This is a genomic window from Caulobacter sp. P1_D6 (assembly GCF_056406095.1).
This window is the reverse complement of sequence record NZ_JBFUAW010000074.1, coordinates 1-6,996: the sequence shown is the minus strand read 5'-3', so window position 1 is coordinate 6,996 and position 6,996 is coordinate 1. Positions and strand designations below refer to the sequence as shown.

The 6,996-nt window shown below is 69.0% G+C and carries 5 protein-coding genes; all 5 read left to right on the top strand.

Translation table 11 applies throughout. From position 1 onward, the window contains the following. A partial coding sequence (locus AC1DYP_RS24645; RefSeq protein WP_477048544.1) for an autotransporter family protein occupies positions 1–1,169 on the top strand: 1,169 nt, incomplete at its 5' end. Between the two features lie 22 nt (positions 1,170–1,191). Then, positions 1,192–2,823, top strand: a complete 1,632-nt coding sequence (locus AC1DYP_RS24640; RefSeq protein WP_477048543.1) for a DUF6065 family protein — start codon at positions 1,192–1,194, stop codon at positions 2,821–2,823. A 165-nt stretch (positions 2,824–2,988) separates the two neighbouring features. Further along, positions 2,989–3,933: a 5-dehydro-4-deoxyglucarate dehydratase gene (gene kdgD, locus AC1DYP_RS24635; RefSeq protein WP_477048542.1), complete on the top strand. Its 945-nt coding sequence runs from the start codon at positions 2,989–2,991 to the stop codon at positions 3,931–3,933. A 117-nt stretch (positions 3,934–4,050) separates the two neighbouring features. Next, entirely contained in the window at positions 4,051–4,959 is a 909-nt protein-coding gene (locus tag AC1DYP_RS24630; RefSeq protein ID WP_477048541.1) for a LysR substrate-binding domain-containing protein, read from the top strand. Between the two features lie 50 nt (positions 4,960–5,009). After that, a complete protein-coding gene (locus AC1DYP_RS24625; protein WP_477048540.1) occupies positions 5,010–6,581 on the top strand; it encodes a carboxylesterase/lipase family protein in 1,572 nt (523 codons plus the stop codon). Positions 6,582–6,996: the final 415 nt, after the last annotated feature.

Here is a 6,996-nt window from a genome sequence, read left to right as displayed (position 1 = left end):
CTCCAACACCCACGCCGACACCGACACCAACTCCAACCCCGACCCCCACTCCAACTCCAACGCCAACGCCAACGCCAACGCCGACTCCAACACCCACGCCGACTCCAACTCCAACTCCAACTCCAACCCCGACCCCCACGCCAACGCCGACCCCGACGCCAGTGCATCCGGTCGAAATCCGGTCGGAGGTCTCGCTCTACGCCGCCCTGCCGGCCCTGGCGCAGCTCTACGGCCGGGCGGCGATCGACACCCTGCATGAGCGGGTCGGCGAGGAGGAGCAGTTGCGCGGCCGCCAGCAGCCGGACGACGACGAGACGCTGAACGGCGCCTGGGGGCGGATCATGGCCATCGGCGGCCGCCGCGACGGCGACAGCCAGGGGATCTACGGCGACCGCGGCCCACGCATCGACTACCAGCTCTACGCCTTCCAGGTCGGGGCCGACCTCTACCGGCGCGAGGACGAGGACGGGGTGCGCGACCATGCCGGCGTCTACGGCGCGATGGGCCAGGCCAAGGGCAAGGTGCGCAACTGGGACGGCCGGGTCGCCGGCCACGACCGGGTCGACGCCTGGTCGCTGGGCGCCTACTGGACACGCTTCTGGGAAAAGGGCGCCTATCTGGACGGGGTGGTCCAGTTCAGTTGGTTCGACGCCAAGGCCCAGTCGGTGCGGCTGCCCGAACTGAAGGGCACGGCCAAGGCCCTGGCCCTGTCGCTGGAAGGCGGCAAGCCGTTCCACCAGAAGCACGACTGGATCGTCGAGCCCCAAGGCCAGCTGATCTACCAGCACTTCCACGGCGGCAAGGGACGCGACGAAGGCGGGCCCCTGCGGTTCGACCAGACCGACAGCCTGGTCGGCCGCCTGGGCGTCCGCGTCGCCCGGACCTGGAGTCGGAAGATCGACAGCGGCGAGACGCGGCTGACCACCGGCTGGGGCCGGCTGAACCTGTGGCACGAGTTCCTCGACCAGCCCAGGACCACCTTCCAGACCGAGGAAGGCGACGTCTCGTTCCTGGCCGATACCGGCAAGAACTGGCTGGAGCTCAACGGCGGCCTCACCCGCCAGATGTCGGAACGCTCGGTGATCTACCTAAACGCCGCCTATCAGTGGGATCTCGATGGCCAAGGACACGCCTATTCCGGCAAGCTGGGGGTCCGGTTCAACTGGTGACCGGTCAGGCGGAGGTCGCGGCATGGAGCTGACCTGCTACGTCTATCCGGGATGGACGCCGAGGATCCGCTCGGCCTCGTCGCGACGGCCGTGGATGGACGACACGCCGGACTCGTTCGCCTATCGCTGCCTGCCACTCAACATCGCCAACGCCCACGGCTGGGAGGTCCTCAGCCCCTGCGGCTTCGAGGCCGAATGGAACGGCGGCTCCGCGGTGAACGACGTGGTCGTGCGGCCCGACGCCGGAACCCCGCCCGGCAAGGCGCCGGTCGCGCTGTTCGGCCAGGGCGTGCTGACGTTCCATGTCGACGGCCTGCTGCGCACGTCGGAGGGCTTCAACCTGTGGGTCGGCGGCTCGCCCAACGCCATGAAGGACGGGATCGCTCCCCTGAGCGGCCTGATCGAAACCGATTGGTCGCCCTTCACCTTCACCATGAACTGGCGGTTCACCCGCCCCGGCCATCGGGTGCGGTTCGAGGAGAACGAGCCGTTCTGCTTCTTCTTCCCGGTGGAGCGAGGCCTCGTCCAGGCCGTCGCGCCGCGCATCGCCCCCATCGACGAAGCGCCCGACCTGAAGACCCGGTTCGAGACCTGGAGCAGATCGCGCGACGCCTTCCACGCCAGCGTCGCCGCCCATCCGCCGTCCGCGCCCGCCGACCACTGGCAGAAGTTCTACTATCGCGGCGTCGACGCCGACGGGGCTCCGGGCGCGCCGGACCACTGTCCGAAGCTGCGGCTGTCGGAGTTCGCCGGCGCGGAGGCGTTCCACGACGCCAAGTCCGGGCTGGCCTCGGAGGCGCCCGATCCGAGTCCCCCGCCGGGCAAGATGGCGTGGATCGCCCAGTCGCTGGAGCGCCTGCGCGGCCTCTCGGACCGCAAGACCATTCCCCGCAAGACCGGGGTCAGCGCCGACGAATTCCTGGAAGCCCATTACGCGGCCAACCGGCCCGTGGTCCTGGCCGGCGAGATGGCCGGCTGGCCCGCCCTGGAGCGCTGGACGCCGGACTACCTGCGGCGCGCGGTCGGTTCGGCCCAGGTCGAGGTCCAGACCCGGCGCGCCGCCGACCCGGACTTCGAACGCCGCATGGAGGCCCACACCGAGCGCCTGCCGTTCGAGGCCTTCATCGACCTGATCTCGCGACCAGGGGCCGGAAACGACGCCTATCTGACCGCCTACAATTCAGCGCGGAACGCCGCCGCCCTGGCTTGTCTCGAACAGGACCTGGGCTTCATCGACAAGCTGCTGGTCCGCGACGGCGCGCAACCCCACGGCATGCCGTGGATCGGCCCCGCGGGTTCGTTCACGCCGCTGCACCACGACCTGACCAACAACCTGCTGCTGCAGATTCAGGGCCGAAAGCGCCTGCTGCTGGTCGCGCCGTCGGAAACGCCGCGGCTCTACAACGACCATCACGTCTACAGCCGCATCCGCGATCTGGCCGAGCCGGGGCTGGTCGAGCGCTTTCCCGCCGTGGAAGGCCTGAACGTCCATCAGGTGATCCTCGGGCCGGGCGAGGCGCTGTTCATCCCCCTGGGCTGGTGGCACCAGGTCACGGCGCTGGATTTCAGCGTCACCCTGACCCACACCAACTTCCGCTGGCCCAACGATTTCCACGCCGCCCACAGGGGCGACCAGGATCGCCGAGGCGCTTGAGGCGCCCGCATCGAGGTCATCAAGCCAAAAGCCGCATCGGTCGATAGCGCCTTTGGCTTAGACCGGCCGCCGGCGCCGCCATAGGTTCCACTCAGTGAACGGTCACGCGGCCAGGACGCCGCGACGCCTCGCGGGCGACAAGGACCGACGACGAGCGAGGAATGTATGACCAGAATGACCCCGTCCGAGATGGCCAAGCAGATTGGCGGAGGACTCCTGTCATTCCCCGTCACCCATTTCGACGCCCAGCATCAGTTCGTCGAGGCCCCCTATCGCGAGCACTGCGCCTGGATGCTTCAGCATGAGCTGGCGGGCCTGTTCGCGGCCGGCGGCACCGGCGAGTTCTTCTCCCTGACCCCGCCGGAAGTGGCCAAGGTGGTCAAGGCCGCCGTCGAGGAGACGGCCGGCAAGATCCCCGTCGTGGCCGGCTGCGGCTACGGCACCGCCATCGCGGTCGACCTGGCCAAGGCGGCCCACGCCGCCGGCGCAGACGGCCTGCTGCTGCTGCCGCCCTATCTGATGAACTCCACCCAGGAGGGCCTGGCGGCCCACGTCGAGGCGGTCTGCAAGGCCACGCCGCTGGGCGTGATCGTCTACAACCGCGACAACGCCATCCTGACCGAGGACACCCTCGAGAAGCTGTGCGACCGCAACCCGAACCTGGTCGGCTTCAAGGACGGGGTCGGCGACATCGAACTGATGATGCGGGTCTATGCCCGGATGGGCGACCGCCTGACCTATATCGGCGGCCTGCCCACGGCCGAGACCTTCGCCCTGCCCTATCTGCAGATGGGCGTGACCACCTATTCCTCGGCGATCTTCAACTTCATGCCGGAGTGGGCGCTGGACTTCTACAAGTCGGTCCGCGCCCAGGACCAGGTCGCCGTCATGGCCGGCCTGCGCGATTTCGTCCTGCCCTATATCGCCCTGCGCAATCGCGGTCGCGGCTATGCGGTGTCGATCGTCAAGGCCGGCATGAGCGTAATCGGCCGCGACGCCGGTCCGGTGCGCACGCCGCTGACCGATCTGACCGACAGCGAGCGCGCCGAGCTGAAGGTGCTGATCGACCGCGCCCAGGGCGGAGATCAACGGCTCGCGGCCCGGGGCTAGCGCGATCCGATGGGCGATGTGGCGGTCAGCCGGGTCAGACCCCTGGGAACGGCTACCGCCCCCGCCGGCAATCGCCTAGCCTCGTCGATCCATGGGATCACGAGCGGGCGGTTTCCGATGTTCGAACTGAGTCAGCTGCGCTGCTTCGTGGCCACCGCCGAGGAGCTGCATTTCGGCCGCGCCGCCCAGCGCCTGAACATGACCCAACCGCCGCTCAGCCGGCAGGTCCAGCTGCTTGAGCGCATCCTGGGCGTCACCCTGCTGGACCGCACCAGCCGCTCGGTGCGCCTGACGCCGGCGGGACGCGCCTTCCTGCTGGAGGCCCGCCGCATCCTGCGCCTGGCCGAGAGCGCCGCCCTGGCCACCCGCCGCATCGCGGTGGGCGACGCCGGCGAGGTCGCCATCGGCTTCACCGCCGCCTCGGGCTACAATTTCCTGCCGCGCCTGGTGATCCTGTCGCGGGCCCGGCTGCCCAACGCCGACCTGACCCTGCGCGAGATGGTCACCCGCGAGCAGGTCGAGGCCCTGCTGACCGGCCGCATCGACGTCGGCCTGGTCCGCCCGCCGATGGAGCGCGCCGAGTTCGCCACCGCCCGCGTGCTGACCGAGCCCCTGGTCGCCGCCCTGCCCACCGGCGACGCCCGCCTGGCCAAGGCCTTCCTGACCCTCGGAGATTTCGACGACGCCCCGCTGATCATGTATTCGGCCGAGGGCGCGGGCTATTTCCACAACATGCTGACCACCCTGTTCGACGCCAACGGCGTGACCCCGAACTACGTCCAGCACGTCACCCAGATCCATTCGATGCTGGCCCTGGTCCATGCCGGGCTTGGCGCGGCCCTGGTGCCGGAAGCGGCGATGAGCCTGCACTTCGACGACGTGCAGTTCCGCCCCGTGGCCACCACCCCCGACCGGCCCGTCGAGCTCTACATGGCCTGGCGCAAGGACAATGACAGCCCGATCCTGCAGTCGTTCATCGACCTCTGCATGGCCGAGGCCTCGCCCGCCGAGGTCATCGCCGACTAACCGCCCACTCCTCGGAGCGGGTCAAGAAAACGCCTGGGGAGTAAGCATCCATGACCACCCATCGCCGCGCCGTCCTGGCCGGAGCCGCCGCCGCGAGCCTGGCCGCGATCACCCCCGCCGTCGGGGCCGCCGCCAAGGGTCCGATCGCCACCACCCGCCACGGCAAGGTGCGCGGCGCCGAGGTCGAGGGGATCAAGGTCTTCAAGGGCGTGCGCTACGGGGCCGACACCGCGCCGCGCCGCTTCATGCCCGCCCTGCCGCCCCAACCCTGGACGGGCGTGGCCGACGCCCTCGCCTACGGCCCGGCCAGCCCGCAGAGCAAGATCCAGGAGAACACCAGCGAAGACTGCCTGTTCCTCAATGTCTGGACACCCGCCCTCGACGGCAAGAAACGCCCGGTGATGGTCTATGTGCACGGCGGGGCCCACGCCAACGGCTCGGGCTCGGACCCGCTCTATGATGGAGTAAGACTGGCCAAGCGCGGCGACGTGGTGGTGGTCACGGTCAATCACCGGCTCAACGTGTTCGGCTATTGCTACCTGGCCGACCTGGGCGGGCCGGACATGATCGACAGCGGCAACGTCGGCAACATGGACCTTGTCATGGCCTTGCAGTGGGTGCGCGACAACATCGCCGCGTTCGGCGGCGATCCCGGCAATGTCACCGCCTTCGGGCAATCGGGCGGCGGCGGCAAGGTCGTCACCCTGATGGCCATGCCCTCGGCGCGCGGCCTGATGCACAAGGTGGCCACCATGAGCGGCCAGCACGTCACCGCCATGGGCCCGATCCACGCCACGATCCGCGCCAAGGCCTTCATGGCGAAGCTGGGTCTCAAGCCCGACCAGGTCGACGTGCTGCGCAAGCTGCCCGTCGAACAGCTGGTCGCGGCCCTCAAGACGCCCGACCCGCTGGAGCGCAAGGGCTCGATCATCTTCTGGTCGGTGATGGACGGCGGCGTCCTGCCGCGCCATCCGTTCTATCCGGACGCGCCCCGAGAGAGCGCCCACATCCCGATGATCATCGGCAACACCCACGACGAGACCCGCGCCTTCCTCGGCGGCGATCCCCGGAACTTCACGATCACCTGGGAGGAGCTGCCCGAGCGCCTGGCGCCCGAACTGGTGCTGGACGTCGAACCGCGCGTCGTCATCGCCCGCTATCGCCAGCTCTATCCGGACTACACGCCGTCCGAGGTGTTCTTCGCCGCCACGACGGCCGGGCGCTCATGGCCGGGTCACCTGATACAGGCCGAGCAGCGGGCCGGGATCGGCGCGCCGGCCTGGATGTACCAACTGGACTTCGGCTCGCCGATCGACGGGGGCAAGCTGCGGGCCTACCACAGCTTCGACATCGCCCTGGTGTTCGACAATCTCGACAAGCCGGGTTCGAAGACCGGCACGGGCCCCGCCGCCCGCAAGGTCGCCAACCAGATGAGCGAGGCCTTCCTGGCCTTCGCGCGGACAGGTGATCCCAACTGCGCGGCGATCCCGGCTTGGGGGAAGTACACCCTGCCCCAGCGCGCGACGATGGTGTTCGATGTGACCTCCAGGATGGTCGACGACCCGCGCAAGGAAGAGCGCGAGCTGTTCTCGGTGGCGCCGTTCCTGAAGGAAGGGACGTAGGACCAGTCCCTCCCCCTGTGGGGGAGGCGATCGCGCAGCGATCGGTGGGGGGAGTTTTAGGATCGTCGATCGTTGATCCGGCCATCTGCCGATCACTCCCCCCCTCCGTCGGCTTCGCCGACACCTCCCCCACACGGGGAGGACCTTGGCGGCACGACTTCGCCGCCTCATGCAGGAAACCCGCTGAGCTTAATGGGAAGGGTGCGAAGCGCCCGGGCCTCGCCCGGATGATTTGCAGTTGTGAGTACCGTTTCGACGAAGTCAGACGCTTCGCGCGGCCGTTATCCGGAAGCCTTCGGATCGCGGATTTTTAACCCGCTCCGATGGAGGCCCCCGACGGGCAGGAAATTGGCGTTCCCTGGACCACCTGGGCGATTTCAGCCCAGGCCTGCCGCGTCCGCCGATCCTCCGCCGC

What these genes read in the sequence shown, in the direction of transcription:
- AC1DYP_RS24640 (WP_477048543.1), top strand. Translation starts at nt 1,192, where the DNA reads ATGGAGCTGACCTGCTACGTCTATCCGGGATGGACGCCGAGGATCCGC.
- kdgD (WP_477048542.1), top strand. Translation starts at nt 2,989, where the DNA reads ATGACCAGAATGACCCCGTCCGAGATGGCCAAGCAGATTGGCGGAGGA.
- AC1DYP_RS24630 (WP_477048541.1), top strand. Translation starts at nt 4,051, where the DNA reads ATGTTCGAACTGAGTCAGCTGCGCTGCTTCGTGGCCACCGCCGAGGAG.
- AC1DYP_RS24625 (WP_477048540.1), top strand. Translation starts at nt 5,010, where the DNA reads ATGACCACCCATCGCCGCGCCGTCCTGGCCGGAGCCGCCGCCGCGAGC.